At 65.3% G+C, this 23,756-nt stretch carries 21 protein-coding genes; 10 read left to right on the top strand and 11 right to left on the bottom strand.

Features of this window, described 5'->3' with window-relative positions:
* The first annotated feature begins 1 nt into the window (after nt 1).
* Complete coding sequence (locus CZ375_RS01620) at nt 2-796, top strand: ABC transporter ATP-binding protein (protein ID WP_077597582.1); 795 nt, start codon at nt 2-4, stop codon at nt 794-796.
* Nucleotides 797-920: 124 nt separating this feature from the next.
* On the opposite strand, the gene CZ375_RS01615 is transcribed toward CZ375_RS01620, so the two are convergent.
* From CZ375_RS01615 to CZ375_RS01605, 3 genes are all read right to left on the bottom strand, one after another.
* A complete protein-coding gene (locus CZ375_RS01615; protein ID WP_077597581.1) occupies nt 921-1,193 on the bottom strand; it encodes a GNAT family N-acetyltransferase in 273 nt (90 codons plus the stop codon).
* 77 nt (nt 1,194-1,270) lie between these two features.
* Entirely contained in the window at nt 1,271-4,531 is a 3,261-nt protein-coding gene (locus tag CZ375_RS01610) for a DEAD/DEAH box helicase (RefSeq protein WP_077597580.1), read from the bottom strand.
* Nucleotides 4,532-4,656: 125 nt separating this feature from the next.
* The gene (locus CZ375_RS01605) at nt 4,657-5,565 is read right to left on the bottom strand and encodes a DMT family transporter (protein ID WP_077597579.1); all 909 of its coding nucleotides are present in this window, start codon (nt 5,563-5,565) and stop codon (nt 4,657-4,659) included.
* 412 nt (nt 5,566-5,977) lie between these two features.
* Here CZ375_RS01605 and CZ375_RS01600 point away from each other — a divergent pair, with 412 nt between their 5' ends.
* From CZ375_RS01600 to CZ375_RS01590, 3 genes are all read left to right on the top strand, one after another.
* Nucleotides 5,978-6,670, top strand: a complete 693-nt coding sequence (locus CZ375_RS01600; RefSeq protein WP_077597578.1) for an iron-sulfur cluster assembly scaffold protein — start codon at nt 5,978-5,980, stop codon at nt 6,668-6,670.
* Nucleotides 6,671-6,687: 17 nt separating this feature from the next.
* Nucleotides 6,688-7,692 (top strand): GGGtGRT protein, encoded by a 1,005-nt coding sequence (locus CZ375_RS01595; protein WP_077597577.1) that lies wholly within the window; start codon nt 6,688-6,690, stop codon nt 7,690-7,692.
* 211 nt (nt 7,693-7,903) lie between these two features.
* A complete protein-coding gene (locus CZ375_RS01590; RefSeq protein WP_077597576.1) occupies nt 7,904-8,791 on the top strand; it encodes a DegV family protein in 888 nt (295 codons plus the stop codon).
* Here the strand turns inward: CZ375_RS01590 and murI are convergent.
* The 3 genes from murI to CZ375_RS01575 form a co-directional block, all read right to left on the bottom strand.
* Nucleotides 8,788-9,576: a glutamate racemase gene (gene murI / locus CZ375_RS01585; protein ID WP_077597575.1), complete on the bottom strand. Its 789-nt coding sequence runs from the start codon at nt 9,574-9,576 to the stop codon at nt 8,788-8,790. The genes CZ375_RS01590 and murI overlap by 4 nt on opposite strands.
* A 67-nt stretch (nt 9,577-9,643) precedes the next feature.
* Entirely contained in the window at nt 9,644-11,305 is a 1,662-nt protein-coding gene (cydC, locus tag CZ375_RS01580; RefSeq protein WP_234966795.1) for a thiol reductant ABC exporter subunit CydC, read from the bottom strand.
* Nucleotides 11,289-13,058, bottom strand: a complete 1,770-nt coding sequence (locus CZ375_RS01575; RefSeq protein ID WP_077597573.1) for an ABC transporter ATP-binding protein/permease — start codon at nt 13,056-13,058, stop codon at nt 11,289-11,291. The genes cydC and CZ375_RS01575 overlap by 17 nt, the downstream gene beginning before the upstream one ends.
* Before the next feature lie 196 nt (nt 13,059-13,254).
* On the opposite strand from CZ375_RS01575, the gene CZ375_RS01570 reads away from it, so the two are divergent.
* The 5 genes from CZ375_RS01570 (at nt 13,255) to CZ375_RS01550 (ending at nt 15,957) form a co-directional block, all read left to right on the top strand.
* Nucleotides 13,255-13,686 (top strand): FKBP-type peptidyl-prolyl cis-trans isomerase, encoded by a 432-nt coding sequence (locus CZ375_RS01570; protein ID WP_077597572.1) that lies wholly within the window; start codon nt 13,255-13,257, stop codon nt 13,684-13,686.
* A gap of 107 nt (nt 13,687-13,793) precedes the next feature.
* The gene (locus tag CZ375_RS01565; protein ID WP_159438335.1) at nt 13,794-14,246 is read left to right on the top strand and encodes a MarR family winged helix-turn-helix transcriptional regulator; all 453 of its coding nucleotides are present in this window, start codon (nt 13,794-13,796) and stop codon (nt 14,244-14,246) included.
* A gap of 99 nt (nt 14,247-14,345) precedes the next feature.
* Nucleotides 14,346-14,786, top strand: coding sequence for an aminoacyl-tRNA hydrolase (gene pth2 / locus CZ375_RS01560; protein WP_077597570.1), 441 nt, complete (start codon nt 14,346-14,348; stop codon nt 14,784-14,786).
* A gap of 381 nt (nt 14,787-15,167) precedes the next feature.
* The gene (locus CZ375_RS01555; protein WP_200799674.1) at nt 15,168-15,674 is read left to right on the top strand and encodes a ribonuclease domain-containing protein; all 507 of its coding nucleotides are present in this window, start codon (nt 15,168-15,170) and stop codon (nt 15,672-15,674) included.
* A 16-nt stretch (nt 15,675-15,690) separates the two neighbouring features.
* Nucleotides 15,691-15,957 (top strand): barstar family protein, encoded by a 267-nt coding sequence (locus CZ375_RS01550; protein ID WP_077597569.1) that lies wholly within the window; start codon nt 15,691-15,693, stop codon nt 15,955-15,957.
* A 21-nt stretch (nt 15,958-15,978) separates the two neighbouring features.
* Here CZ375_RS01550 and CZ375_RS01545 read toward each other — a convergent pair whose 3' ends face one another.
* The 4 genes from CZ375_RS01545 to CZ375_RS01530 all read right to left on the bottom strand — a co-directional run bounded on the left by CZ375_RS01545 (nt 15,979) and on the right by CZ375_RS01530 (nt 20,455).
* Nucleotides 15,979-18,039 carry a sigma-70 family RNA polymerase sigma factor gene (locus CZ375_RS01545; RefSeq protein WP_077597568.1) on the bottom strand — a complete coding sequence of 687 codons (2,061 nt, stop codon included), beginning with the start codon at nt 18,037-18,039 and terminating at the stop codon, nt 15,979-15,981.
* Between the two features lie 91 nt (nt 18,040-18,130).
* The gene (locus CZ375_RS01540) at nt 18,131-18,646 is read right to left on the bottom strand and encodes a zinc-ribbon domain-containing protein (protein ID WP_077597567.1); all 516 of its coding nucleotides are present in this window, start codon (nt 18,644-18,646) and stop codon (nt 18,131-18,133) included.
* A 234-nt stretch (nt 18,647-18,880) separates the two neighbouring features.
* A complete protein-coding gene (locus CZ375_RS01535; protein ID WP_077597566.1) occupies nt 18,881-19,165 on the bottom strand; it encodes a hypothetical protein in 285 nt (94 codons plus the stop codon).
* A gap of 216 nt (nt 19,166-19,381) precedes the next feature.
* Nucleotides 19,382-20,455, bottom strand: a complete 1,074-nt coding sequence (locus CZ375_RS01530) for a hypothetical protein (RefSeq protein ID WP_077597565.1) — start codon at nt 20,453-20,455, stop codon at nt 19,382-19,384.
* A gap of 280 nt (nt 20,456-20,735) precedes the next feature.
* Between CZ375_RS01530 and CZ375_RS01525 the strand changes: the two genes are divergently transcribed.
* Nucleotides 20,736-22,484: an LPXTG cell wall anchor domain-containing protein gene (locus tag CZ375_RS01525; protein ID WP_077597564.1), complete on the top strand. Its 1,749-nt coding sequence runs from the start codon at nt 20,736-20,738 to the stop codon at nt 22,482-22,484.
* 146 nt (nt 22,485-22,630) lie between these two features.
* On the opposite strand, the gene CZ375_RS01520 is transcribed toward CZ375_RS01525, so the two are convergent.
* Nucleotides 22,631-23,476, bottom strand: coding sequence for an AIM24 family protein (locus CZ375_RS01520; RefSeq protein ID WP_234966793.1), 846 nt, complete (start codon nt 23,474-23,476; stop codon nt 22,631-22,633).
* Nucleotides 23,477-23,756 lie beyond the last annotated feature (280 nt).

Here is a 23,756-nt window from a genome sequence, read left to right as displayed (position 1 = left end):
GATGCTGACCCTCAGGAACGTCACCAAGACCTTCAACCGCGGGACGGTAAACGAGAAGCCCGCGCTCACCGGAGTGAACCTCCACCTCGCCGCCGGGGACTTCGTCACCGTGATCGGCGGAAACGGTGCGGGCAAGTCCACCCTGCTCAACATGATTGCCGGCGTCTTTCCCCTGGACCTTGGGACCATCGAGCTGGATGGCGAGGACGTAAGCAGGCTGTCCGAGCACCAGCGGGCCAAGAACCTGGGGCGCGTGTTCCAAGACCCCATGCGCGGGACTGCGGCGGACATGCAGATCGTGGAGAACCTGGCGCTTGCCCGCAGGCGCGGCGAGGGCAGGGGGCTCTCGTGGGGGACCTCACGAGAGGAGCGCGAGGAGTACGCACGCCAGCTTGCCACGCTTGACCTAGGGCTGGAGAGCCGCCTGAGCTCGAAGGTGGGTCTGCTCTCCGGCGGCCAGCGGCAGGCGCTCACCCTGCTCATGGCTACGCTCAAGAAGCCCAAGCTGCTGCTCCTTGACGAGCACACGGCGGCTCTGGACCCCAAGACCGCGGCAAAGGTGCTGGAACTGACCGGGCGCGTGGTGGAGGAGCACCGGCTCACCACCCTCATGGTGACCCACAACATGAACGACGCCATCCGCCTGGGCAACCGCCTTATCATGATGCATGAGGGCAACGTGATCTTCGACGTCTCCGGTGACAAGAAGTCCCAGCTGCGCGTAGGTGACCTGCTGCAGAAGTTCGAGGAGGTCTCAGGCGGCGAGCTGGCAAACGACAGGATGCTGCTCTCGTAGCGAGGGCCCACAGGCTTCAAGCAACGCATTGGCCCACCGGGGCAGGCGCCTCCGGTGGGCCAATGCGTTGCTTGAAGCCCATCTCAAACGAAAAGTGCGTGTTGGCCCACCCGCAGTTGGGCGGCTAGGCGAGAAGGTCGTTGTTCTCGGGGTGCCGGGCGAACCAATCCTGAGCGTAGCCGCAGCTCAGACGAACCTTCTTGCCCTCCGAGCGGATGTGCGCCACAGCCCTGCCCATGAGGCGCCCGGCAAGCCCCATGCCACGCTCGCTGGGCGCGACGAAGGTCCTGCTGATGTCCACGACGCCCTCCTCCACCTCGGGAAACTCGACGCATCCCTTGATGTCGCCATCGTCGCCCAGGAAGACGACCTCGTCGTCGTTAGTCTGAAACACCATTCGACCGCTTCCTCCCTATACGAGATGGCCCACCACCCCGGATGGGATGACGGGCCGCATGGTCCCTGGGATAGGTTCTACCCAAGAAGGTCTATCAGGTCCTCCTTGCGCAGGCTTGCGAGGCTCAAGCAGCCGTCCGCCTCCACAACCTGGCTCGCCAGGCTGCTCTTGATCTCTTGCAGAGCAAGGATGCGGTCCTCGATGCTGTCCTTCGCGATCACCTTGTACACCGTGACGTCGCGCGTCTGGCCTATGCGATGGGCGCGGTCGGTGGCCTGGTTCTGGGCCGCGGCATTCCACCAGGGGTCGGCGTGGATGACCACCTGGGCGCCAACCAGGTTGAGGCCCGTCCCGCCGGCCTTGAGCGAGATGAGGAACACCGGGGTCTCATCCGAGTTGAAGGCGTTCACCAGGTCCACGCGCTGGCGCTTGGGCGTTGCGCCCGTGATGGTGTAATGGGCGACGCCCTGCTCGTCCAGGCGCTTCCGGATGAGCGAGAGATAGCTTGTGAACTGGGAGAACACGAGCATCTTCTTCTGAGAGTCCACCACGGACGCTATGAGTTCCATGATGGTCTCCAGCTTGCAGGACTCGCCGTCGTAGTCCGCATAGAGCAGGCGCGGGTCGCAGCAGATCTGCCTCAGCTTGGTGAGCTCTGCCAGCACCTGCAGCTTGCCCTGGTCGAACGCGCTTTCGGTCTGGCTTGTCAGCGAGAGGCGCAGCGCCTGCTCGTGCGCGGCGTACAGCGTCCGCTGCTCCCCGTCCATGCGGGCGTAGACCACCTGCTCCATCTTCTCGGGCAGGTCCTTCAGCACCTGGGACTTGAGCCTCCGCAGGATGAAGGGGCCCGCCGCCGAGGCCAGGGACGTGACCGCCTCATCGTCCCCCTCGAGCGCCGGCTGCTCGTAGCGCTCGCGGAAGCGCTCGTGCGTGCCGAGGAGCCCGGGCATCAGGAAGTCGAAGATGCTCCAGAGCTCCGAGAGGCGATTCTCGATGGGCGTGCCCGTGAGGGCCAGGCGATGGCGCGCGTCAAGCGCCTTCACCGCACGCGCGGAGAGCGTCTCGTGGTTCTTTATGTACTGGGCCTCGTCGAGCACCTCGCACCAGAGCGGCTTCCGCGCCCACTCGCGCACGTCTCGCCTGACCAGGTCGTAGGAGCTGATGTAGACCTCGTGCGCCTCGGCCCTCAGCCGCTCGCGCTCAGGGGCGCTGCCCGCCACCGCAACCACGTCAATCTGCGGGGCGAACTTGCCAAACTCCTCAAGCCAGTTGTAGACCAGGGAAGCGGGGCACACCACCAGGGTGGAGCCCCTCCCCCGCTGGGAGAGAAGCAGGGAGATGAGCTGTATGGACTTGCCCAGGCCCATCTCGTCCGCGAGGATGCCGCCCAGGTCCATCTCCACGAGGGCGCGCAGCCATTGGTAGCCAGCCAGCTGGTAGGGTCGCAACCTGTCCGAAATGGACGCGGGCGCCTCGAAGCTCGCCGGGTCAATGCTGCGGAAGTCATCCAGGTACTTCTCGAAGGATGCGTCTCGGTCGGCCTGCTGGGCCAGAGAGTCCAAGAGGAAGGCCTTGTAGGCGGGTATCTCGGCGTGCCCCGCAGAGAGCTGGCGCGCGCTCAGGCCCAGCTCCTCGGCAAGGGAGGCGGCCTCCCTGAGGTCAAGCTGCGAAAGGTCCACGAACGACCCGTCCCTCAGGCGGTGGAAGCGCTTCTGCTCGCGGTAGCTCGACAGCAGCGCATAGAGCTCGTCCAGGGGCAGGTCCTCGGCAGACACCTCCAGGTCAATGAGGTTGGCGTGCAGCGAGAGGCCCATGTGCAGACGCGGCCGCGCAGGGCTTGCCAGCTTCAGGAAGGAGTCCGACGCAAGCACCTTGCCCATGCGGGCAAGCTCGGACACGCCACCAAAAACCAGTTGAGCTGTTGCGTCATCGTCCCCGCGCGGAATGAGCGCAACCCCAGCGGGCTCGGCGCCAACGCGGGGCAGCGGGAAATAGCGGGCAACAAGCCGGCGCGCCTCCGCCTCCTCCTCCAGCTTACGACCGGGGCCGGCACCGAGCTGCTCACCGCGGTCCAGAAGATGGTGGACCTCCTCCCCGTAGAGCGCCAGCAGATCGCAGCTGACGCCTTGGGACGTGCTGTCCAGCACGAACTCGAGCCTGAGGGGCTCGGGACGCAAGGCCTCCAGCTCCCTTGGGACCTCCACCTCCAGGGCGCGCTCCAGGCGCGGCAGCACGCTCGCGGCAAAGCGCGGCACGTCCTTCTCGGCAAGAAGGAGCTGCGAGCTGGGGCTGGCCCACACCCCCGTGAGGAAGCCCGAGACGGCCTCCAGCCGGGGGGTGCAGCGCCAGAGCGCTCGCCCGTCGAGGGCGTAGAGCCTCTCTCCCGTAGAGAAGAAGTCGAGGCCGGTCTCACGCCTGAGCTCGAAGGCCGAGTCGGGGGCGGCCTCGATCAAGAGGCGAGCCTCGGGGTCGCCGTCACGCACCACGAGGTGGCGCGCGCCCGCCTCCCTGTGCACGCGCCCCGCCTCCTCGAACTCCACGGTGCGGCCGAGGTAGAGCCCCAGAAGCTCGTCCGCCTCCGGCCCCGAGAGGCGCAGCTCCCTGCCCAAGGTGGCCTGCGCGGACCCAGCGGACCCGTAGACGCGGCCATGCACCTTCTCGGCGGCGAACGCGCGGCGGTTCTGCACGCAGCGAACGAGAAAGCGCGCCACCTGCGCCGAGGCATCGTCGAAGGCCCCCATCTCGTGGGTGAAGGCCAGCTTCTTTCCGTACTCGAACCAGTCACCCGTCCCCAGGCGGCTCACGAAGTCTGAGATGCTGCGCATCGCGTATGCGCCATGCGCACCCGCCACGCTGAAGCGCGCAAAGAGGTCCCTCTCGTGCAGCAGGGAGAGGTCCAGGCGAACCGCACCCGCGGGCTCCTCGACATGCGCCATGGAGTGCGGGCGCGCAGGCGCGGCAAGCTTGTCCAGATACTCCCCCAAGACGGAGCTGGTGCTCACGTGCTGCAGCCTGTCAAAGCCCTCGTAGCGTGCGGGGTCGCGGTTGAAGTCCAGCGCGAGGGCCACGCTGTGCTTGCAGGGGCCGGGGTAGCGCGCGGCGGCGGGGCAGGTGCAGGAGTACGAGACGACCTTGTCCGCGGCCTCGTCAAAGCAGATGCGCGCATGGTAGTGATCCTCGTAGCCCGTTGCGGAGTCAACGTACGCCTCGAGCTTGGTAAGCGACCCCTCATAGCTCAGGCGCCTCTTCCAGAGCCGTCCCTCCCGCCGCGCGATGATCTGCGCACGGCCGAGGATGGCCGGCCGGCACAGCGCGTTGAGAGCGTCTTCCGAAATCATGCAGCGTGACCTCCCGGAGAGAAGCGCAAGAAACGAATCCCCTTACGTTAGCTCCAAGGGACATCCCCACGCAAGGGGAGCCGCCGTCTTGAGGGCGGCGGTGACGCGCGTCAGGAGACGGTGGCCTAGGCCGGAAGACCCTCCCCTTTGGAGCCAGCCACCAACAGCTCGCTCACCAGCACGGCACCAAAGATCAGCGCAAAGCCCGCAGCCAGGCGAAGAGTGACCTGCTCTCCGTAGAAGAGCAGGCTGAAGATCACGGCAAAGACGCTCTCCAGGGAGAGGATCAGCGCGGCCTTGGAGGGCTCCACGTGCCTCTGGGCCATGTTCTGGATGAGCAGTGCGGCGATGGTGGAAAGCAGCACCACGTAGGACATCTGCCACCAGAAGTCAGTGCCGAGCCCGCCCAACCGGGGAAGGGGCTCGGCGACCATGGCATATGCCAGGCAGACGAGGGCGCAGGTGCCGAACATGACCACCGTGGCAGTGATGCTGTCATGCGCGCTGCCAAAGCGCCCCACCGCGATGATGTTGAGGGCGAAGAAGAGGGCAGAGAGGAGCGTGAGCGCGTCTCCTTGGGAGAGCTCCAGGGAAAAGCCCTCTCCCAGAGAGATGAGGCCCACGCCCGCGAGCGCCATGATCGCGGCAAGGACGTTGTTAGCGCCAGGGCGGCGGCCCAGCAAGAGCCATCCCAGGAAGGGCACCATCACGCAGTAGGTGGTGGTGAGGAAGGCGTTCCTCCCAGGCGTGGTGCCTACGAGGCCCACGTTCTGCACCAGGAAGGCGAGGCCCTCGGGAAGGCCCATCACAAAGCCCGCCAGGAGGTGGCTGAGGTCGAGGTTGTCCCTGAGGCGGTGCCAGAACAGCGCCCCCAGGATGAGGGTCGCGGCCCCGAAGCGCAGCGTCAGCAGCCAGCCGGGGTCCATGGCGTCCAGGGCGCCCTTCAGCACGATGAAGGCACCTCCCCACACCACGGCAGAGAGGGCCAGCAGAAGCTCATGGGCCCAGACGGGCAGGTGTTCGCATTTTCTCATGGGGGGGGATTATACGTGGTCATGCCGGGGTAGGTGGCGCAGGTGGGCAGATGCGCCAATCTCGGCCGTCCCATGGCGAAAAGCGCGCATTGACCCACTCGCAGGGGCCGCAGCGGTAGGTCAATGCGGCATCTCTCGCCCACTGGAGGCCCAGGCGGCGCATCTGCCCATCTACGCGCGGAGAGGAGGCGCGCCGCCCCGCGCGCCGTTAAAGTTAGTATAGGTATACTTTATTGGACCACGATTTGGCATCGTTTAACCGATTGACCCCATTTTTTCACTTGACTTATTCATCGGCATTCATCTCTCCCGCGACGTGCCGTACACTGGATTCGTTGGCCTATGTCCAACGGCACCGGATAGATGCGCCACAGGAAAGGGCCTTGGCGCGCATGTGGTGGAGAGGAGAACCATGCAGTATTCCGCAGAAGTGGAACAGATGTGCCCCGTCGCCAAGGGCGCGTACCACGGCCCTGCGCCCATCCCCGAGGAGGGCAAGTGGGTCCAGGCCAAGGAGATCAGTGACATCTCCGGCTACACGCACGGCATTGGCTGGTGCGCTCCCCAGCAGGGCGCCTGCAAGCTCAGCCTCAACATCAAGGAGGGCGTGATCGAGGAGGCCCTCGTCGAGACCATCGGCTGCTCCGGCATGACGCACTCCGCCGCAATGGCCGCAGAGATCCTCCCTGGCAAGACCATCCTCGAAGCCCTCAACACCGACCTGGTCTGCGATGCCATCAACGTCGCCATGCGCGAGCTCTTCCTGCAGATCGTCTACGGTCGCAGCCAGACCGCCTTCTCCGAGGGCGGCCTGCCCGTGGGCGCCGGCCTCGACGACCTGGGCAAGGGCCTGCGCTCCATGGTGGGCACCACCTACGGCACCAAGGCCAAGGGCGCGCGCTACCTCGAGCTTGCTCAGGGCTACGTGACTCACCTCGCCCTCAACGAGCGCGACGAGATCATCGGCTTCGAGTACCTCAACCTCGGCAAGTTCACCGAGGCGATCAAGAAGGGCACCGACCCCAAGCAGGCGGTCGACGACGCGATGGGTCGCTATGGCCAGTGGGACAACCCCGCCAAGGTCATCGATCCCCGCGAACAGTAGAGAAGGGAGTGAGCATAGTGGCTGTTACGTTCGAAGGCTATGAGCGCCGCATCGACAAGATCAGCAAGACCTGCGAGCAGTACGGCATCTCCGACCTCGAGGATGCCCTCAGGATCTGCACCGACCTGGGCTTCAACCCATATGACATCACCACCGACATCCAGTCCATTGCGTTCGAGAACGCCAAGTGGGCCTACGTCCTGGGCTGCGCCATCGCGGTGAAGAAGGGCGCCAGGACCGCTTCCGAGGCCGCCTCGGCCATCGGCGAGGGCCTGCAGGCCTTCTGCGTCCCCGGATCCGTTGCCGAGGACCGCAAGGTTGGGCTGGGCCATGGCAACCTGGGCGCCATGCTCCTGGGCGAGGACACCGAGTGCTTCGCCTTCCTGGCCGGCCACGAGTCCTTCGCGGCCGCCGAGGGCGCCATCGGCATCGCCAACAACGCCAACAAGGCCCGCAAGAAGCCCCTGCGCGTCATCCTGAACGGCCTGGGCAAGGACGCGGCGCAGATCATCGCCCGCATCAACGGCTTCACCTACGTGCACACCAAGTTCGACTACTTCACCAGCGAGCTTGAGGTCGTGAAGACCGTCGCCTACTCCGACGGCCCCCGATCCATGGTCAACTGCTACGGTGCCGACGACGTCCGCGAGGGCGTTGCCATCATGTGGCACGAGAACGTCGACATCTCCATCACCGGCAACTCCACCAACCCCACGCGCTTCCAGCATCCCGTCGCGGGCACCTACTTCAAGGAGCGCACGCTGGCCGGCAAGAAGTACTTCTCCGTGGCCTCGGGTGGCGGCACCGGCCGTACCCTGCACCCGGACAACATGGGTGCCGGTCCCGCCTCCTATGGCATGACCGACACCATGGGGCGCATGCACTCCAGTGCCCAGTTTGCCGGCTCCTCCTCCGTCCCCGCGCACGTGGACATGATGGGCCTCATTGGCATGGGCAACAACCCCATGGTTGGCTGCACGGTTGCCTGCGCCGTTGCCGTCGAGGAGGCAATGTCCAAGTAGCCTGGCCTTCCGCCACACTCGCACGTCCCAGGGGTCGCCGCTCTTGCGGCGGCCCCTTTTCGTGCCGCATCGGCGGGGCAGGGTGATAAGCGGGCAGGCGCCGTTGCCCAAGGGCCCATCCGGTGCCTTCTGGGCTGAAAGCCGTGCCCGCAGACGTGAAAAAGCGCGTATCGTAAGATGGGAGCATCAAAGCGAGCGAAGAGGAGCTGCCATGGCCAGGCCAGTCCTGAGCTGCTGTTCGACTGCAGACGTAAGCGAGGCCTTCCTGCAGGAGCACGACATCCGCTACGTATGCTTCAACTATGAGCTGGATGGCGAGCCCTGCAAGGACGACTTCGGCAAAACCCACTCCCCCGCCGAGCTCTACAGCCTCATGCTTGACGGCAGCCAGGTCAAGACCTCTCAGGTGAGCATGGGCGAGTACGTGAGGCTCTGGAGGCCCCTTCTGGAGGAGGGGCGAGACATCCTGCACGTGACGCTCTCGTCCGGCATCTCCGGCACCTACAACTCCGCCTGCGGCGCCCGTGACGCCCTGGCGCAGGAATTCCCCGAGCGGAGGCTCTACGTGGTGGATTCCCTCTGCGCCTCCGCGGGCTACGGCCTGCTCATGGAGAGGCTCGCCAGCCTGCGAGACGAGGGCATGGACGCAGGGGAGCTCGCGGCCTGGGCCGAGGAGCACCGCCTGGAGCTGCAGCACTGGTTCTTCTCGTCGGACCTCAGCTTCTTCATCCGAGGGGGGCGCATATCCAAGGCCTCCGGCCTCATCGGCGGGCTCCTGAAGATCTGCCCCGTGATGGACGTGGCACCGGACGGCAGCCTGCGCGTGGTGGAGAAGATCCGCACCAAGCGCAGGGCGGAGAGGCGCGTGCTCGAGCTCATGGAGCAGCTTGCCCAGGACAGGGGAGCCTACTCTGGAAAGGTGTTCGCCAGCAACTCCGAGTGCCTTGGGGATGCGACCGAGCTCGCCTCGATGATAGAAGAGGCCTTCCCCCAGATGGACGGACGCGTGCGGCACTTTGACATTGGCGCCACGATCGGCTGCCACACGGGCCCCGGCACCGTCGCCCTCTTCTACTGGGGAAAGAGGCGAGCCTCCTAGAGCCTCATCTCGAAGAAGCGCCGGTAGCGCTCCAGCGTCCCTGCGTCCTGGGCGCTGGAGCGGAAGCTCACGCCGCCCTCTTGGCCCTCTGGTGCCAGGAGGGCCTCTCTCGCAAGCAGATCCCGCAGGCGATGCGAGGCGCCAGGCCCCCCGTCGAAGAAGGGGACCTCCCCCAGCACCTCCGCGATCTGGGCGCGCACGAAGGGATAGTGCGTGCAGCCCAGCACCACGGAGTCCACCTTGCCGCGATGCTCCCCCACCAGGCTTCGGATGAGCTCGAGCAGGTCCTCGTCCTCAAGCCGTCCCTGCTCGATGCGGTGTGCCAGGCCGGGGCAGGGAGCCTCGACGACCTCGGCCGAAGAGCCGCAGCTGCGAGCCAGCTGCTGGAACTTCTCCAGGCCGAGGGTCACGGGGGTGGCCATGACCAAAATGCGCCCGTGCGCCGTCGGGCCACCTTTCCCGCCCTGCTCCACGGCCAGCTTCAGCGCGGGCTCGATGCCCACGATGGGCAGCTCGGGATGCTCTGCGCGCAGGATGTCCGCGGCAACGCTGGTTGCGGTGTTACAGGCGATGACCAGGGCCTTTGCGCCCTCGTCAACGAAGTTGGCACAGATCTCTCGGGAATACCCCAGGATCTGCTGCGGGGTCTTCGCCCCGTAGGGGTTGTGGGCCGAGTCGCCGAAGTAGACGAAGCGCTCATGGGGCAGGAGGCCCACAAGGCGGTTGAGAACGCTGATGCCGCCCAGGCCAGAGTCAAACACGCCTATGAAGCCGTGGTCTGCCACAGCAGCCGCCCCCTCTCCACTCGCTGAAGACCAAGACAGTACGATACTCGCTTTTGCGCGGGCAGGGCTAGCTCATGCGTCCGCTGTCCATCGAGACGGCATGCTCGGCCACCGCCATCGTCGAGGCACGATGGCTGACGAGCAGCACCGTGCGCTTGGCACGCTGGGCGTCAAGGCTGCGCAGGATGATGCCCTCGTTGAGGGAGTCAAGGTTGCTGGTGGGCTCGTCCAGGATGAGCAGCGGGGCATCGTGCAGGAAGGCGCGGGCAAGCCCCAGGCGTTGGCGCTCCCCGCCGCTCAGCGTGTCTCCCAGCTCCCCCACCATGCTGTCGTAGCCCTCGGGCAGGCTCATGATGAAGTCGTGCACCGAGGCGGCGCGGCAGGCCCTCTCGAGCTCCTCCTGGGTGGCGTCGGGCTTCGCGATGAGAAGGTTGTCCCTGATGCTGTCATGGAAGAGGCAGCAGTCCTGCTCGACCAGCGCCTCAAGTCCGCGAAGGTGGCTGGTGGCGATGGCGTCCAGCCTGCTGTCAGAGACCGCTACCTGGCCGCGGTCGGGGTCCCAGAAGCGCATAAGCAGGCGGCAGAGCGTGGACTTGCCCGAGCCGCTCCTGCCCGTGACGCCCACGATGCCGCCGCGCGGGATGTCGAGGGAGACGTCGTCCAGGATGCGCTCCTCGTCGTAGGAGAAGCTCACGTGACGCAGGGTGGCGCCATCGAACTCCGGCTCCTCCCCCTCGAGCACGTCCTCCACCACAGGCTCCTCGTCCAGGATGTCCAGGACGCGGTTGGCCGAGGCAAGCGTGCCCTGCAGGGTGGAGCCCAGGTTCGCCAGGGCGACGACGGGGCCAAAGGAGCTGAAGAGGGCGATGGTGGAGACGAGCACGGCGTCCGCGCAGACCATGCCCGCCCTCATGAGCGAGATACCCACAAGAAGCTCTGCCAGGGAGAACAGGGTGATGGCGACCCCCGCCATGCCCTCCCCCATTGCCGCGACGCCCCTCAGCCTCCCCTGGCTCGCCACCAGCTCGCGGGAGAGGGCGTCCAGGCGCTCGAGGCGCGCCGGTCCCGCCCCGAACTGCAGAACCTCCTCCAGCCCGCGCAGCCCGTCAAGGACGAAGGTGGAAAGGCCCGCAGCCCGATCCCTGGACGCGCGGCCCTCCCCTCCCGAGAGGCGCGAGGCCACGAGCGGCACGCAGGCGCCCACGAAGAGGTACGCGAGCGCAGCGACCAGCCCCAGCTGCCAGGCGAAGCCCCCCACGAAGCAGACCATGAGGGCGGACGTCACGAGGGCAATCGCCACGGGAGAGATGGTGTGCGCGAAGAAGACCTCGAGGAGCTCCACGTCGGACGTGAGGATGGAGACCAGGCCGCCGCGGTCGGCTCCTGCAAGCTTTGCCGGGCTGAGCTCGCGCAGCCTGCCGAACACCAGGCTCCTGACGTGCGCCAGGAGCTTGAAGGCTATGTAGTGGTTGCAGCTCTGCTCCACGTAGTGCAGCACGCCGCGGGCGATGGCAAGGACCGCCAGCACCACGACGCAGCCTGCCATCGACAGGGGCAGTGCGGCGCCAGACGCAATGGCGAGTGCCTGCGCGCCTGCCAGAACCGGCAGGAAGATGGCGCAGCAGAAGCCTGCCACGCCACAGGCGACAGCGGCCGCCATCACAGCGGCCAGGGGCTTGACCAAGCCCAGCATGCGCCACATGACCTGCGCGTTAGTTCTTCTCTGCATCAAGCGCCTCCTCAGGGCCCGCCTCTTCCGCGGCCACGGGGACGAAGTGCTCAAGCGCCTGCTGGCTCTCCCATAGCCGTCGATAGCTCTCGCTGGACACCAATAGCTGCTCATGGTCGCCCACGCCTGCCACCTGCCCCTTGTCGATCACATAGATGCGACGGGCGGCGGTGACGTTGGCTAGGCGGTGGCTGATCACCACGACGGCCTTGTAGCGGGCGATGCCGCGCACGGCCGCCATGATGGCATCCTCGCTCTCGGCATCGATGTTGCTGGTGGCCTCGTCCAGAATGTAGACGGGCGAGTTGTGCAGAAGCGCCCGGGCGAGGGCAAGCCTCTGGCGCTGCCCGCCCGAGAGGTTCTCCCCCTGCTGCCCAAGACGGGTGTCCAGCCCCTCCTGCGCACGGAGGAAGTCGGCAAGCTCGACGCCCTCGAGCACCGACCACATGTCCTCGTCGCTGGCGCCGGGGTCTCCCATCCGCAGGTTCTCCCTGACGCTTCCCGCGAAGAGGTAGCTCGCGCTGGGAACGCACGTGACATAGCGCGCAAGCGCCTCCCTGCCGAAGCTCCCGAGGGGCTTGCCGCCAAGGAGCACCGCCCCCTCCTGGGGGACGGCCCTGCCGGAGAGCAGCGCGGCGGCCGTGGACTTGCCCGAGCCCGACTCGCCCACGATGGCGGTGAGGCCCACTGCGGGGACGTCGATGGAGACGTCGTGCAGCACCTCTCGCTGCCCGTCCCAGGAGAAGCCAACGTGGCTCATGAGCAGGTGATCGCCAGGCAGGGGCTCGTCGCTGCCCACGTGTGCGGGTTCCTCGAGGTCCAGCAGCCGGAAGATCTTGTCGGAGGCCGCCATGCCGTTCATGGCAATGTGGAAGTAGGAGCCCAGGCGGCGCATGGGAAGGAAGAAGTCGGCCGAGAGGAGCACCACGAGCAGCGCGCCCTTGAGGTCCATCGTGCCGGCAGAGAGCTGGAAGAGGGCGACGGCCATGCCCGCGGCAGCCCCTCCCAGGGCAACCACGTCCATAACGATGATGGAGTTGAGCTGCATGCGCAGCACCTGCATGGTCACCACGCGGAAGCGCTCCGCCTCCTGGTCCATCGCCTCATGGCGCGCGGCGTCCGCCTGGTAGATCTTGAGGGTGGTGAGCCCCTGGAGGTTCTCGAGGAAGGAGTCGCCCAAGCCGGTGTACTCGTCCCAGTAGCCAGACAGGATGCGCTTCGCGATCTTCTGCACCAGCACGATGGCCAGGGGAATGAGCGGGACGAAGGCCAGCAGCACCAGTGCGGACTGCCAGCTCAGGGGGAAAAGTGCCACAAAGAGGGTGACGGGTGCCAGGACCGAGAAGAAGAGCTGGGGCAGGTACTGGCCAAAGTAGGTCTCGAGCTGCTCGCAGCCCTCGACTGCCAGCTGTACCACCTCGGCCGTTGCCATGCTCTTGGTGTATCCGGGGCCCAGTCGCAGGAGTTTCTCGTACACCTCATGGCGCAGGATGCGCTTCACGTCGGCGGCCGCGGCAAAGCTCTCGCGACCGGCAGCCCTGACCGAGAGCAGCTTGGCCGCGCACGCGAGCAGGGCCACCGCCAGCGGCGTCGAAAGCGCGGGGAAGATCCCGGACGCCAGCGCAAAGAGCAGCTCGCACACGGACCAGATAAGGGCCATGTCGGCGAGGAGCCCACCCCACTGCGCCCCGACGGTTGCCAGAACGTGCCTCATGGCACCAGGCACAAGATCAAGGAGTCTCTTGTTGAGCATGTCAGCCTCGTGGTTTGACGCTTCGGTTGGTTGGACGAGTTTTACTCACCTAGGATAACAAAGCCGCAGCGTGCTACGCTATCCTGTTCCTACTGGGTATACATCATCTGTTGTCAACCGATTGTCCCCATCCGGGAAGCAGGACAAGCAATCATGGAGCGCTGCGGCAGGAAATCCGCAGAGAATGGAGCCAGCAATGGGCAACGAGGGCAAGAGGGTCAAGGTCCACTACACCGGCACCCTGGACGACGGCAGCAAGTTCGACTCCTCCCTGGACCGCGGTGAGCCCCTGGCCTTCACCTGCATGGCCGGCCAGATGATCCCTGGATTCGACAGGGCGGTGAGGGACATGTCCGTGGGGCAGAGGCAGACCATCCGCCTGGAGAGCGAGGAGGCCTATGGCCCCCGTCGCGAGGAGCTGGTGCAGGAGTTCCCCATGTCTCAGGTTCCCACCCAGATGAGGGGCATCAAGGTAGGCGAGAAGCTCATGCTGCAGTCCCCTGAGGGCCACCCCGTGCCCGCCACCGTCTTCAAGGTGACGCCCGAGATGCTCTACCTGGACCTCAACCACGAGATGGCAGGCAAGGCCCTCAACTTCGAGATTGAGCTCCTCGAGGTCGAGGAATAGCGAGATAGATTTTCTTCGCAGGCTTTCCTATTGATTGCTATATCGCTAATATTTCAGAAGGATGCACGATATATATCAGCTGATTACTTTCACCGAAAGAGATGAGCATGAAAAACGTAGACGAGTCTTTGCTTGACGCGTGGCTGAGCCTCTCGACGACCGCCGAGAACATCCGTGTTACCGCTGGACTGACCCACAACGAGATGCTTGTCTGCTACGTGCTGTTCAGGCAGATCGAGCGCGACCCGGAGAAGAAGCTCACGCCCACCGAGATCGCCGCGCGCACCAAGATCAGGAAGTCGCAGGTGAACCGCAACCTCAACAAGCTTGAGGACAAGGGCATCATCACCCGTGAGCACTCCAAGATAGACCGTCGCCGCGTCTTCGTCCGCATGAACCTTGACCAGGCTCAGATGTTCCACGACGAGTACAAGAACCTTCTCGAGCTGGTCAACCAGGTCATCGACCTTCTGGGCGCCGAGAGGTGCGAGCAGATCGTGGAGGACATCACGCGCGTTGTGGCCCTGGCCGAGTACTCCTTCCCCATGGACCCTGAATAGGACGTCGCCTCTTAGTGCGTCAAGCAGCTAAGATGAGTGGCCGGACCCGTTTGGGCCGGCCACTTTTTCAACACGAGCGCAAGCGGGCAGGAGATCCCCATGCCAGTGCATTCCTACAAGTCGAAGCAGATGATCGTCATGAGGCGCGACCTCAAGATGCGCAAGGGCAAGATCGCAGCCCAGTCAGGCCACGCCTGCGTGGAGGCCACGCTCATGGCGCTGGCGCGCGAGGGGAGACTCTCGCAAGTTCGCGTCACGGAGGACGAGGGCTGGGTGTATCTGGAAGACGGCGGCACGCCACGCACGCCCCTCTCGGACTGGTTTGACGCAGGCGTTGCCAAGGTCTGCGTGTACGTGGACTCCGAGGAGGCGCTGCTGGAGATTGCCGGGAGGGGCCGCGAGAAGGGCTTTGCCGTGGCATTGGTGCGCGACGCGGGGCTGACCGAGTTCCATGGGGAGCCCACCTTCACCTGCCTGGCGTTCGAGCCCCTCTACGCCGAGCAGATCGACCCGATCACAGGCGAGCTGCCCCTGTTCTAGCGGCCAGGGCCGCGTGGGCGAGCGCAAGTGGGCAGACGTGCCGTTCTGCCGCGCCGCGGGCCCTCTCGGGCGCATTGGCCCACCCCCGCGCTGCCCCCAAGTGGGCGAATGCGCAGCCCAGCGCCTCTCTCGACCGAAATGCGCACATTGGCCCACCTTCGGACACCGTTTTGGTGGGTGAACACGTCGTTTTGGCGGGTCACGGGCCGTATCCTGCGCGTTGGCCCACCTGACGGGGTCCCTACGGTGGGCCAACGCGCAGGAAACTCGCCCCACCGCACAAGAGGCGCGCATCTGCCCACCTCAGGCAGTGCTAGTGTGGGGCCAAGAACGCCGTCCACTCTCCCCCAACCGCACGCAAGCCACCTCGGAGGGCCACCCATGAGACCAAGCAACCAGAGGGCATCCAGGCGAAAGACCACCACGCTCGCGAGCGGCGCCGTCATGCTGGTGCTGGCGCTGGTTCTCTCGCTGGGAAGGGGGCTCGCGACAAAGGCCCCCTCGTCCATCACCAGCATCTCCGACAGCGCGACCACCCAGGTGGAGGTGGTCGAGGACGGCAGCTACACCGGCAAGGGCGAGGTCGCGACCTACATTCACCAGTTTGGGCACCTGCCCGCGAACTTCGTGAGCAAGACCAAGGCCAAGGAGGCGGGCTGGGAAGCCGAAAAGGGAAACCTGGACGACGTCCTGCCAGGAAAGTCCATCGGAGGCGGCCGCTTCTACAACGACGACGGCCTGCTGCCCGAGGCCAAGGGGCGCCGTTGGACGGAGTGCGACATCAACTACCAGGGCGGCTGCCGAGGCGCCGAGCGCATCGTGTTCTCCAACGACGGCCTTGTCTACTACACGCCAGATCACTACAAGAGCTTCGAGCGGCTCTACTAGGCCAGGAGGTACCCGCATGAAGGAGCTGCGCATTGCGGAGACGGACTTTGCGACGCCCGAGGAGCTGCACCACTTCCTGGCCCATGAGCTGGGGTTTCCAAGCTACTACGGCAACAACCTCGCGGCGCTGTCCGACTGCCTGGGCGAGGTGGGCGGGCTCGCGCGCATCGAGCTCTCCCGCTCTGGGAAGGGCCGGCGCAGGGAGTGGTTCGACGGCTTCTGCCGCGTGATCGAGCGCGCCGGCATGGAGTCCGACGCGCTCGAGGTGGTGCTGAGGCGCTAGCCCCCCGACGAAAGGTCCCTGCTACGAGAGCAGCTGCCCCGTCATGGTGCGCGGCACGCCAAGAGGCAGGCTCGCATCCGACGGCCACCAGCTGCGGTTGGGGTCGATGGACACCGTGACGCGCTGCCCGTCATGGGCCTGCCAGGAAGAGACGTCGCCGTTCTCGCCAAGCAGGCAGATCATCGTGGCGGTAGCCTCTCGCTGCCCCCTGCCGTCACCATTGCCCGCCAGCACGTCGGTTGGCCCGTCGAGCATAAGGATCGCGTAGTCCGACGAGAGAGCGCGGGAGCCAAACGCCTCCTCGGCATTGATTGATCCGAGGTCCATGCCCGCAGACTGGGACCTTTGGATCTCAAGCAGCTCGTACCCAGAGACGATGCGCAGCGTGCCCGTGTAGACCGAGAGCCCCTGGTCCCGGGCAGCGGCTATTGCCGCATCGAGGGAGGAGCCACCGGAGGGTGCGCTGCCCTGAGCCGTCTCTGGCGCCTCCATTCCCGCCCAGGCATAGAGCGGGGCCCGGTCGGCCGAGGCCGTGAACTCGAGAGGCTGGCTCTCGGCAGAGAAGCCGTCGTCACCCGAGGCAACGTTGAACTGGTACACAGGGTCACCCTGCACAAGCCTCTCGCCCTCGATGTGGGCCCTATACACGCTCACGCTTCCACTTCCGCTGGACAGGGTGCTGTAGAGGAGCCCATCCGCCTTGCTGGAGGCAAGCACCCCACCGCGGAAGCCGCCAGCGGACGCGGCACCCGTCATCAAGGAGCCGCTGGGCGCAAGGAGCTTGCTGCCATCGGCGTTGGACGAGAAGACGCGCACGGCGCTCATGCCGGCGCCGGCATCCGCCTCGACGACCAGCTCGGGGATGCCATCCTGGTTCATGTCCGCCAACGCGTAGCTGTAGGAGCCCGAGGGGGCCATGCCCTCGAGGCCCTCGAAGAAGTCGTAGCTCGATACCTGGTCAAGCGTGCTGGCGTAGAGCTCGGCCACCTTTTGCCTGTCCAGGGCGGGCTCCTTCTCGCCCTCTTGGGCGCCAACCTCCTCCTGGGCTTGTCCCTGGGGACGAGGCGCCTCGTTGGCACGCCACAGGCCGTAGCTGGCGCCACCTCCCAGAACCGTTGCCGCAACGACCATTCCCGCAAGCTTGACGGCAAAGGGAACGCCCGCCTTGGCTGCGGTCGTGACGGCCGTTGACGCCTGTCCGCCGGCAGGCGCAGGAACGGCCGCAGACGGCGCGCCGGGGGCCGGGGCCGGAGCGGACAGCCGCGAGATCACCTGGGCTGCGGTGCAGCCCACCTGCGTGGCATCCAGCTCCCCCTGGAAGAGCAGGAGCGCAAGCGCGACGCCGTCCATGGCGTAGAGCTTGTAGCCGCGCTCCTCGGAGTAGGAGTCGATCCGCTCCTGCAGGGTCTTGCGCGCGCGGGACAGCTGGCTGCGCACGGTGTTTGCGTTCAAGCCCCAGCTCTGGGCTATGTCGCTCGACGAGAGGCCGCCCATGTAGCGCGTCAGGAAGAGGCGTTGCTGGTCCTGCGGCAGTTCCTCGATGAAGGACCGTATGACCTGGCAGACCTCCTCGCGCTCGAGGGCCTCCCCCGGAAGGTCAAAGGAGCTGGCCAGCGATCCCTCGTCCGCCGCGGTGCCCTCCCCTCCCCCAGAAAGCCAGTCCTGGGTCTGCTCGTCCGCCAGCAGCGCGTCATGCCGGGAGCGCAGGAAGTCTGCCGCGCGATGGCAGGCGAGGCTCTTTATCCAGCCCAGCCCCGCGCGAGGGTCCCTCAGCGCGGGAAGGTCGCGATAGATGGACACGAACACGTTTTGGAGCACGTCATCCACGTCGCTCTCGGGCACGCCGCTCTTCCTGACCAGAAAGGCCACGTAGCGCTTCGTCTGCTCGAAGAGCTCCGAGAAGGCGCTGTCGTCCCTGCCGGACTGCATGCGCGTGATGAGCGCGGCGACCTTCTCGGCATCGCTTCGACGAGGGGTGCGCGCGGCCCTTGGCTCGGGGGGTGCGGACGAGGCGGGCGCGCCGCAGGTGCTGCAGAAGCGGTCGGCTTCGCCCAGGCGGGCGCCGCAGTTGGAACAGAACATGGCTTCTCCTAGGGGACGGGAAGTTGAGGATTTCCATAACTATTGTCGGCGATGGCGGTATGGTCCCAACCGCCGTTTCGGCCTGCGGGCGCTACGGTTGCCTCACGAACGCCTCGTCGTTCCAGCTGCTTGCGTCTGAGACCATGAGCAGCGTGTTGGTGAAGTTGCTGATGTCTGCGTGGATGGGATAGCCCAGGTTGCTTGCGTTCACGGTCAGGGTGTTGCCCTCCACGGCATAGGTACCGGTGCCGGTGCCCGTGGAGTCGCCCTCGGAGTAGACGCAGCTGCCGTCTGCGGCCAGGCTCAGGTAGGAGCCGGAGCTTCCCAGGTAGTTACCTGCGTAGGTGGATGGCTTGGGACGCGTCAGAGCGAAGGCCACGACGGCGATGACCAGCACGGCGGCAAGGATGGCGAGGAGGATCGTCCTCTTCTGGCGCTCGTGCCCAAAGGCGGCGGACGGAAACGCCTCGATGGGGTCCTCTGAGATGAGGTGGCACCCGGGCTCGAGGTCGCCGAGCGAAGGAGCGCCCTGCCCCACCTCCCGTCCACAGCTGGCACAGAACAGTACGCCGTCCCTGAGCTCGCTTCCGCAGTTCTTGCAAAACATGTCTCTCTCCTTTGGGCGTTTTCCCTCATGACACCCATAAGGCGCAACGACAGGCGCGTGTGTTGCAAGACTCGGCGTATTTTTTTGGATTGGCCCGCTCGTCCAGAGAGGCCGGGGGCTCCCACGCCATGCGGAAGCCCCGAGGCATCGGTGCCACCTCGCGCCTCGCGCGCCGGCACCGAAGATCCTGCTGAAACGGTGACTGGAGAGCGACCCCAGTCTCACGCCTGCCGGCTACGCCCCGCTGCCACCCTGTGACGACGAGCCGCTGGCATCCGCCTTCACGAAGCCCATCGACGTTCCGTCCTCCTTGTTCGTCAGGGTGACGGTAAGCCCCCACTTGGCAAGGTCGTCCCCCTTTATGGTCTCGCTGCCATCGACCATCTCCGAGAGCGTCCATTCGCCCACGAAGTTCGCCTTGTTGTCCTCCGTGTTGCCGCCGCACCCAACGAGCGTCACACCCAGCACGAACACCCACGCGATCGCCGCCACGAGGACGGCCCTTCTGGTCCTTTCCATGGCTTCCCCCTCCGGTTGTATCGAGCCCGGTCGTGTCGGACCCCATGGCCCGAATGTGCCTGGTCGCCACCAGAACGGATGGAGCAGAATTACTCGTCTCCCGTACATGGACCCAGGGAGAGGCGGGCGGGTGGGTAGGGCAACGGTGGCGTCCCAAAAAAGAAGTGCCACCCGCGAAGGTGGCACCTCGATGACCCGATGTGTAAAGACCGGAGACTAGCTCTGCCTGCGAAGCCTTGCGGCACCGACGAGCGCGGCGACGCCAGCGGAGACCATGGCGGCCAGGCCTGCCACGCCAGCACTGCTGTCGGAGGTCTGAGGAAGGGTCTTAGCGGGGGCCATGTGCTTGGGTGCGGCGGGCTTGGGATCCTGGGCCTCGGGGTCGGGGGTCTCCTCGGAGGCGGGGGCAGGCGTCACCTTGATGGTGGCGTTGATGCCGTACGGGGCGGTGGAGTCGGCGCCACCGTCAGACTGGACGCCCGACCAAGTCAGCTCAAAGGGAATCACATGTCCCAGATAGCTCGCCGTGCTCTCAAACGAGCCGTCGACATCTCCACTGATCGTCTGAAGCTCCGTCGTGCCCTTCTTGACGATGACGTTGAAGTCCATGGAGAGGGTCTTCACCTTGCTGACGGCATCGAACAGCTCCTTGTACGTGGCGTATCCGGGGTTCTTGAGGGTCATGGTGACCGTGCGCTCGAGACCGTCGGGCGAGATCACGTCGTTGGTGATCTCGAAGAGGTCGTTCTCCGAGAGCGTGGGCGCAGACTTGTCGAACTCGAGCCCGTCGGTAATCCTGTAGGTTGCGGTAAAGGTGCTGGTCACTCCCGGATCGCCCTCGTGGCTGAGCATAATGTTGGAGAGCTCTTCCGACGGGATGCCATAATCCTGCTCAAGTTTCTTCATCTGCTTGGTGACCTCTTCGACATCCAGATTGGCGGTCACCTTGGCGACGGTGTCCTTCCCCTCGGGAGCCTCCACAACCTCCGCGGGCGCGGTGCTGGTCGAGTCTCCGTTGACGAGGAGGTCACCCTTGAGCTCAACGTGGGCGCGGGCGTCAGGAGCGCCAGCGACAGGCACGGGGTTGGCGTCAGCCTCGACGGGAGTCGCATCGGCAGAGAGGGTGGTGGCAAGGTCCTCGGTGATCGTCGCCTCGGTGCTTGGGGCGGTGGGAACGGCCGGGGTGACGTCTGCAGCGAGGGCGGTCACGGGGCCGGAGACCGCCAGCGCGACCCCCGTGGCCGCAAGGGTGGTGATGAGCATCTGGGTCCTGTTCGAGAAACGTGACATGAGCTTGTTGTCTCCCTTCAATACGATTTATACATAATAGACAGCATAATACGAATTTGATTATATAGCATGCTACGAGACCGCACTAAACGAGCATTTTAATAGTAATACATTATAAAATACAAACTATGTATTATGAATAACCTATAGCATCATCCAATGCCTCAGGACCTCCTGACCGTCGGCCGGGTGGGCGGGCAAAGCCCTCCGCCCCTCCCCGCCAGTTCTATGCTAGAGTGCATCAAGTTAACTTAGGCTTACTATTGAAAGGTGCCCGTGCATGAAACGTACCGTTGGAATGATTGCGGCTGGCTCTCTCGCGGCTGGACTCACCCTTGGCCTCCTCCCCGGAATCCTACCGCAGGCGACGCCCGGCATTCAGCTGGCCCACGCGGCGGAATCCGAGGTGAGCTTCGACGAGGCCCGCGAGAAGGGCGCCCACACCACGATCTCTGACAAGGCCGACCTCTACGTCTTCGCCAGCAGCGAAACCGATCACACGGGCAAGCTTGAGCTCCAAGTGTGGGGCAAGCTCAAGATGCCCTACACCAGCCAGGATGTGGACGTCACCGATACCGACTCGACCTTCATGAGACCCAACCAGTACATGAAGACCGCCTTCGAGTGGGCGGGAGAGCCCGGGGTGGGGGCCTACGACAAGACGCTCTTCAAGTCATCCATGCCGGTCTACGTGGACAAGAACGCAAAGACGATCAAGTTGAGCTTCCAGGGCGAGGAGTTTGACCTCGCAGTTCCCAGCAGCCTGTCGAAGCTTGATGTGGCACCACTTGCCGGAGCCCTCGCCGAGCACCGCGCGGAATACGAGGCTGCCAAAAACGCCGGGATGCTCATCACCCCTGAGAGCTCGGCGGAGTTCGAGCTGCAGATGAGGGAGGCCGAAGACCTTCTCGCCAGGGCAGCCAAGCCGGACACGGACGTCACCCAGCAGCAGCTCTCGGACAAGCGCGAGAGCCTCAACCAGGCCTTCGCCAAGCTTGTCCCCCTGCCCTTCGACCGAGGGCCCCTGCAGGCGGCCATCGCCCGGGCAGACGAGGCCATCGGACGCATCCCGGAGCTCGCGGCCCAGGGCAAGGGCTGGGAGCTTGAGGGCTACAACCGCTTCTACAGCGAGTACCTGAGGGCAAAGAAGCTGGTGGACACCCCCGACCTCACGTTCATCGTGGGGCCCAGGCATGGCGGCGGCCTGCACACCCAGCGAGACTTCGACACCAGCGCCAAGAGGCTCGGCGAGCTGACCGACGCCCTCTCCATCGTTGACAGGAAGCCCACAGACACCAGCACCCTGCGCAAGGCATTCGACGAGGCGCTCAGCCTGTCTCCCGATGCGGGCAGGGGCTGGGAACCCAACAGCGGCAAGGCCTTCTACGACGCGCTTTCCCAGGTCCAGGACATTCTGAACAGCGCATATCCCAGCGAGCAGGACGTAGCGAGGGCGCAGGAGGCTTTGCGTACGGCGCGGCAGGGCCTCGTGCAGCGCGACCTTGACCCCGCCAGCGCCTACACCATGACCATCAGGTACCGGCACCATGCGGACAACGTCCCCTCCGAGCTGATAGACAGCTACTTCACGAAGGACGGCGACCAGGTAAAGAAGGTGATCGAGGGGGTGCTCCCAGGATCTGAGCAGAGGATCTACCTCGATGACCTCGAGACCATCAAGAAGTTCGATGGCTATGTCCCCACCACCTTCTTCTATGCCTCGGACGACGGGACGCTTGGCAAGGTGCGCGCGTTCACCGGATCCGACGGCAGGACGTTCATCCTCTTCACCGCCGAGAGGAACGGCGACCTTGACATCAAGTACGAGAGGGGCACCGACACGCGCGAGGCCTACGCGCCCGCGGGCGGCGAGGCACCCAAGCAGACCGTGACGTCGACCGAGACCAAGGTGCGACGGCAGGCCCTGCCCCAGACGGGCGAGGAGGCCCTGCCCATGGCGGCATCTGCGGCTCTCGGCCTCTTTGGGTTGGGAGGAGGTCTCGTCTCCCGGAGGATCCGCAGGGACTAGCCTCCTGAGGGATTCCACCACAAGCTCTTGACTTATGAGCCCCCGCGATACCGTCAATTGGTGGCGGCGTTGCGGGGCCTTTTTTGTGACTTGGGATGATTCGTGCCGTTAGGCCGTCTGCTGGTGACGGCCTAACGGCAGAAGAATCAGGAGTGGGTCGCCGCGGCCAGCGACCAGGTGGGCGCCACAGGGCTCATCAGCACCCTGCCCGTACCCCTGAAGACGTTGACCAGGCCCTCTCCCGTGACGGCGGAGCCCATGAGCGACTTGCTTGAGCGCTCGACGGTGAACTTCAGGCCCGCCGACCACATGACCGCCAGGGGGCCGTCCACCTTGAGGGTGTCATCGACCAGATTGACCTCGACCAGCTCGCCGAGAGGCACGTTGCTCTCCAGGGCGGCAACGCCGGTTCCACGCAGGGCAAGGTTGAAGAGGCCCTCTCCCCCGCCGAGGGCCGAGGAGACCGTAGAGCGAGAGACGAGGCGCTGCTCGACCGACCCGTCGCACGCGAGGAACATGCCGTCCTCCAGCGCAACGCCCTCGGGGCCCCAGTCGGCGACGTCAACGAGGATGACGTGCTTGTAGGTGGGCTCGAGAACAATGGTCCCCTGGCCGACGTACTCGGGCTTCACGGCAGATTCGCTGGTCACGGCCCCGCGGAGCGTCTTGCCGAGGAAGTCTCCCACGCCCTTGATGCCCGTGGTCGCCTCGATGGGGCCAACCATCCACTGCATGGCGCCGGCCTGAAGGACGACGGGAGCGCTTTGGTCGAGGTCGATGACCGTCTGGCGCCGGCGGACGCCCATCTTTGACATGAAGTACTCGGGGACGACGTTGTCGGGCGCAACCGAGAGGTCGCGCCTGTATTCGATGACGCTGAAGCGGCCGAGACGCTGGATGACGGGCCGGTCATCCGTCTCGAGGCCCCTGACCTCGAAGGAAGAGCCGCCCGAGGTGGTGGGGTGCGATGAGGTCATGTCGAACAGTGCCATGGGAGCTTCCCTTTCTGCCGGCGTGGCAAACATGCCTAGTGACAGCACCATTTTACTGTAGGGTCTTCGCTCTGGCTGACGGCCTGGAATGGGCCCCGTAATACCGCCACCAACTGACGGGCTTACGGGGCCTTTTCTCCAGAATCGGGCTTTTTGGGCCGTAGCGCCGTCGCTGGCTGACGGTATTACGGGAGCGGCATCCGCGAAGGGTAAGAAAAAGCCTCCCGAAGGAGGCTTTCACCGTCATGGTCACGGAGGCTTTTACGTGAAGGAGTAGAAG

It is taken from the genome of Olsenella urininfantis, from assembly GCF_900155635.1.
Taxonomy (GTDB): domain Bacteria; phylum Actinomycetota; class Coriobacteriia; order Coriobacteriales; family Atopobiaceae; genus Olsenella_G; species Olsenella_G urininfantis.
The sequence above is the reverse complement of the archived record's forward strand: the minus strand, read 5'-3'. Positions and strand labels throughout refer to the sequence as shown.

Bases quoted from the DNA above. Each gene is read 5' to 3' on its own strand.
- CZ375_RS01555 (WP_200799674.1), top strand. From the start codon at position 15,168: ATGAGACCAAGCAACCAGAGGGCATCCAGGCGAAAGACCACCACGCTC.
- CZ375_RS01605 (WP_077597579.1), bottom strand. From the start codon at position 5,565: ATGAGAAAATGCGAACACCTGCCCGTCTGGGCCCATGAGCTTCTGCTG.
- CZ375_RS01550 (WP_077597569.1), top strand. From the start codon at position 15,691: ATGAAGGAGCTGCGCATTGCGGAGACGGACTTTGCGACGCCCGAGGAG.
- CZ375_RS01620 (WP_077597582.1), top strand. From the start codon at position 2: ATGCTGACCCTCAGGAACGTCACCAAGACCTTCAACCGCGGGACGGTA.
- CZ375_RS01590 (WP_077597576.1), top strand. From the start codon at position 7,904: ATGGCCAGGCCAGTCCTGAGCTGCTGTTCGACTGCAGACGTAAGCGAG.
- cydC (WP_234966795.1), bottom strand. From the start codon at position 11,305: ATGCAGAGAAGAACTAACGCGCAGGTCATGTGGCGCATGCTGGGCTTG.
- CZ375_RS01535 (WP_077597566.1), bottom strand. From the start codon at position 19,165: ATGGAAAGGACCAGAAGGGCCGTCCTCGTGGCGGCGATCGCGTGGGTG.
- CZ375_RS01615 (WP_077597581.1), bottom strand. From the start codon at position 1,193: ATGGTGTTTCAGACTAACGACGACGAGGTCGTCTTCCTGGGCGACGAT.
- CZ375_RS01540 (WP_077597567.1), bottom strand. From the start codon at position 18,646: ATGTTTTGCAAGAACTGCGGAAGCGAGCTCAGGGACGGCGTACTGTTC.
- CZ375_RS01600 (WP_077597578.1), top strand. From the start codon at position 5,978: ATGCAGTATTCCGCAGAAGTGGAACAGATGTGCCCCGTCGCCAAGGGC.
- CZ375_RS01530 (WP_077597565.1), bottom strand. From the start codon at position 20,455: ATGTCACGTTTCTCGAACAGGACCCAGATGCTCATCACCACCCTTGCG.
- CZ375_RS01610 (WP_077597580.1), bottom strand. From the start codon at position 4,531: ATGATTTCGGAAGACGCTCTCAACGCGCTGTGCCGGCCGGCCATCCTC.
- CZ375_RS01575 (WP_077597573.1), bottom strand. From the start codon at position 13,058: ATGCTCAACAAGAGACTCCTTGATCTTGTGCCTGGTGCCATGAGGCAC.
- CZ375_RS01545 (WP_077597568.1), bottom strand. From the start codon at position 18,039: ATGTTCTGTTCCAACTGCGGCGCCCGCCTGGGCGAAGCCGACCGCTTC.
- pth2 (WP_077597570.1), top strand. From the start codon at position 14,346: ATGCCAGTGCATTCCTACAAGTCGAAGCAGATGATCGTCATGAGGCGC.
- CZ375_RS01565 (WP_159438335.1), top strand. From the start codon at position 13,794: ATGAAAAACGTAGACGAGTCTTTGCTTGACGCGTGGCTGAGCCTCTCG.
- CZ375_RS01525 (WP_077597564.1), top strand. From the start codon at position 20,736: ATGAAACGTACCGTTGGAATGATTGCGGCTGGCTCTCTCGCGGCTGGA.
- CZ375_RS01520 (WP_234966793.1), bottom strand. From the start codon at position 23,476: ATGGCACTGTTCGACATGACCTCATCGCACCCCACCACCTCGGGCGGC.
- CZ375_RS01570 (WP_077597572.1), top strand. From the start codon at position 13,255: ATGGGCAACGAGGGCAAGAGGGTCAAGGTCCACTACACCGGCACCCTG.